1 protein-coding gene is annotated in these 4,250 nt (G+C 73.5%); it reads right to left on the bottom strand.

All coding sequences use genetic code 11. The features are described from left to right. A partial coding sequence (locus IE277_RS46245; RefSeq protein WP_189960088.1) for a non-ribosomal peptide synthetase occupies positions 1 to 4,250 on the bottom strand: 4,250 nt, incomplete at both ends.

Here is a 4,250-nt window from a genome sequence, read left to right as displayed (position 1 = left end):
GTATCACCATGAACAGGGTGGTGCCGGTCTCCCGTGCCAGGCCCAGCAGCGCCCGGTGCAACTCCGGCTCGACGAAGAAGTGCCGCATGTCGCCGCGGTAGCTGGGCTCGGCCGGGCGGGGGCGGTCGGTGGGCAGGGAGAGTTGTTCGGGTATGCCGGTCAGTGTCCGTCGCCAGTAGGCGAGTTGGTCGTGGGCGAGGGTGCCCGGTTCGTCCTGGTCGCCGAGGAGGTCGCGCTGCCACAGGGTGTAGTCGGTGTACGTCACCGGGAGTGGTGCCCACTGTGGCGCGTCCCCGCGTTGTCGTGCCGCGTACGCCTGCGTGAGGTCTCGCAGCAGGGGGCGCAGTGACCAGCCGTCGCCGGCGATGTGGTGCACCAGCAGCAGCACGGTGCACCGCTCCGCGCCGGTGTGGAACACGGCCACGCGCAGGGGGAGTTCACGGCCCAGGTCGAAGGGATACGTCACCGCCTCGGCCAGGAGGGACTCCAGTTCCCCGGGGGCCACGTCCCGGCGCTCCACCTGCACGAGGTCCGGGGCGGGGTCGTGGACGAGCTGGCGGGGTGAGCCGTCGTCCTCCGTGATGAGCGTGCGCAGTGGCTCGTGCCGGGTGACCACGTCGTTGACGGCCTGCTCCAGCACGTCGACGTCGAGTCGGCCGTCCACCTCCAGAGCGAGGGGGACGTTGTAGGTGGCGCCGGGCCCTTCCAGGCGGTGCAGGAACCACAAGCGCCGCTGGGCAAAGGAAAGCGGCAGCACCTCGGGCCGCTCCCGCCGCGCCACGCCCGGCCGCGACCGGCCCTCCACGCTCCGCAGGCGCTGCGCCAGCCCGGCCGGGGTCGGTGCGTCGAACAGTGCCTGGATGGGCAGCTCCACCCCGAACAGCGAGCGCAGCCGGCCCACCACCCGCGTCGCCAGCAGGGAGTGGCCGCCCAGCTCGAAGAAGTGCGCGTCGGCGCCGACCCGGGAGAGCCCCAGGACCTCCGCGAAGACCCGGCAGACCATCTCCTCCTCCGGTGAGCCGGCAGCGCGGCCGCCGTCGGGCCGCGTCACGGGCTGCGGCACGGGCAGGGCCTGCCGGTCCACCTTTCCGTTGGGCGTCAGGGGCAGCGCCTCCAGCACCACGAACACACCCGGCACCATGAACCCCGGCAGACGGTCGGTCGTGTACGCCCGTAGCTCGGCGGTCAGTGCGGCCGAACGGGAGGCGAGGGACGGTGTGTTCGTGAGCGGGCCGGTGACCGGAGCGTCGGTCCGGTGCACTCCGGCCAGGGGCCGGCCGGCCGCCGTGGCCGAGTCGACGAACACGACGTCGAGTTCGCTCTCGTGCCGGTCGGCGGACCAGGTGACGGCCGTCTCGTAGCCGAGTCGCCGGCCGAGTTCGACCAGGTCGTCGGGCTCGGGCGCCCCGGTGGGAGGACCGCCCGCCCGGGCATCCGTGACGTCCGTCGCCGTCCGGGTGTTGGGCACGCCCGTGACCCGCAGGACAGCCGGGCGTCGCGCCGTCAGTTCGGCGGCCAGTTCCTCCGCCGTGCCGCCCAGTTTCTCCCACGCCGTGCGCGGTGCGTCGGCGACGGTCACCAGCGCGTGTGCGGGCTTCTTGTGCAGCACCACCTCGTAGCGGTAGCGGGTGAGTTCGTTGTGCCGTCGGCCGCGCTTGAGGCGGATGTCCACCCCCGCGACCCCGGGGGCCCGGGCGGCGAAGGAGGTGAACAGCACGGGATCCACGAGGAGTTCGCGCTCGTCCGCGAGAGCGTGTGCGGCCGCCTGGCGCACCTCCTCGGCCGGGGCGTCCGCGCCGAGGCGTCCGGCCTGCGCGGCCATGTGCAGCCGCCGTGCCGACCGCAGGTCGCGGATGTCGCCCAGATACAGGGCGCCGCCGGGAGCGAGCAGCCGCACCGCCTTGCGCAGAACGCCGGTCAGATAGCTCTCGCTCGGGAAGTACTGGACCACGGAGTTGAGGACGATCGTGTCGAACTCGCCCTCGGGCAGCGCGTCCACGGCGTCCGCCGCCAGGGCCGTGAGCGTGACGCGGTCCACGGCGTCCGGGCGGGCGGCGGCCAGCCGTGCGCCGAGAGTCCCGACCGCCTCGGGCGACACGTCGGTGCCCCAGTACGCCTCGCAGTGATCCAGCAACGGGGCCAGGAGCAGCCCGGTGCCCACGCCGATCTCCAGGATCCGCCGCGGACGCAGGCCACGGACTGCCTCGACGGCCGCGGCCCGCCACTCCCGCATGTCCTCAAGAGGTATGGGGCCGCCGTCATAGGTGCTGTGCCAGCCGGAGTAGTCCTCGCCGAAGGCAGGGACGGGCGCCGTGCCATCCGTTGCCCCGCCGCCGTACTGCCGGAGGAACACCGAGCGCCAGGCGTCGAGTTGCTCCCGGTCGGCGGCCTCGTCCAGGTCCGGCGTGTCGTCGGTGCGCGGCACGACGTACGCCGTCAGCCGGGCGTCGCCCGTATCGTGCCGGTGGACGGCCACGGCGGCGTCGGCCACCGCGGGATGTCCGGCGAGGACCGTCTCGATCTCGCCGAGTTCGATGCGGTGGCCGCGGACCTTGACCTGCTCGTCGACGCGGCCCACGAACACCAGCTGTCCGTCGGCCGTCCAGCGCGCCAGGTCGCCGGTGCGGTACATGCGCTCGCCGGGAGCCCCGAACGGGCACGCCACGAACCGATCCGCCGTCAGGCCCGGCCGACCCAGATAGCCGCGGGCCAGGGCCGGACCGCTCACGTACAGCTCGCCGGGCACACCGGGCGGCACGGGACGCAGCCGTGCGTCCAGCACGTACACCCGGGTTCCCGGCAGCGGGCGGCCGATCGGCGGCGGGACGTCCTCGGCGCCCAGCGGCGCGCTGGTCGTCGCGCAGACGGTGGTCTCGGTCGGCCCGTAGGCGTTGATCATCGAGCGATCCGGTGCCCACTGCCGTACCAGGTCCGCAGGGCACGCCTCACCGGCCACGACCAGCGAGCGGACCGAGGGCAGCTCGCGGTCCTCCAGCGCGCGCAGCGCCGACGGCGGCAACGTCACATGCGTGACGCCGAACTCCCGGATCAGCCCGGCCAGCGGATCGCCCGGCATCAGCCGGTCGGCCGGCGCCACCACGAAGGCGGCTCCGGTCAGCAGCGCCATCACCGTCTCCCAGAAGGCCGCGTCGAAACTGGGCGAGGCGAACTGCAGCACCCGGCTGCCGGGACCCGCGCCGAAGCGCTCGCGCTGGGAGGTCACGAGGGCGGCGACACCGGTGTGGGTGACCACGACGCCCTTGGGACGACCCGTGGAGCCCGAGGTGTAGATCACGTACGCGGCGCGTTCCGGCGCGCTCGGGCGGCTCGGCGGAGTGTCCTGCGCGGCGGCGAGCGCGGCGGTGACGGTGGGGTCGTCGAGCAGCAGCGCGGGCACGTCACCGTCGCCCGCGTCGCCCGCGTCGCCCGTCGCGGGGCGCGGGTCCGTGTCCCCGTGGGTGACCAGCAGCCCGGGCCGCGAGTCGGCGAGCAGGTAGGCGATACGCGACGCGGGATAGGCCGGGTCGACGGGGACGTAGGCCGCACCCGCCTTGAGGACCGCGAGCAGGGCCACGACGGTCTCCGGTCCGCGCGGCACCGCCAGCGCCACCCGGTCCTCCCGCCCGATACCGCGCCGGCGCAGCAGATGCGCCAGCCGGTTGGCCCGCGCGTCGAGTTCGCGGTAGGTCAGTCGTCCACCGGGGAAGAGCAGCGCGACATCGTCAGGAGCGGCGGCGACCCGCCGTTCGAAGAGGGTGGGGACGTCCGTATGGGCGGGTGGCGCGGCGGTCTCGTTCCATGTCTCCAGCACGCGCCGGCGGTCCTCGCCGGTCACCGTGTCGAGGTCCCCGATGCGCAGGTCGCAGTCCTCGGCGAAGCCGCTCAGCATCCGGTCGAGCAGCTCGACGGTACGGGCGACGGTGGCCCGGTCGAAGAGGTCCGTCGCGTACTCGACATACCCTTCCAGCCCGTCGGGACGGCCCTCGGCGTCGTACGTCTCGTCCAGGCTGAGCGAGTAGTCGAACTTCGACACGCCCGGCACGGTCGGCACCGGCCGGATGTCCAGGCCCGGTAGGGAGTACGCGGCCGCCGGAGCGTTCTGCAGCACGACGAGGACCTGGAACAGGGGCTGCCGGGACAGGGACCGTTGCGGGTTGAGTGCCTCGACGAGTTGTTCGAAGGGGAGGTCTTGGTGGGTGTAGGCGTCGAGGTCGGTGGTGCGGACGCGGGTGAGGAGGTTTCGGAAGGTG

Source organism: Streptomyces alanosinicus (assembly GCF_014650595.1).
Classification (GTDB): Bacteria; Actinomycetota; Actinomycetes; order Streptomycetales; family Streptomycetaceae; genus Streptomyces; species Streptomyces alanosinicus.
This window is presented reverse-complemented; position numbering and strand designations above follow the sequence as displayed.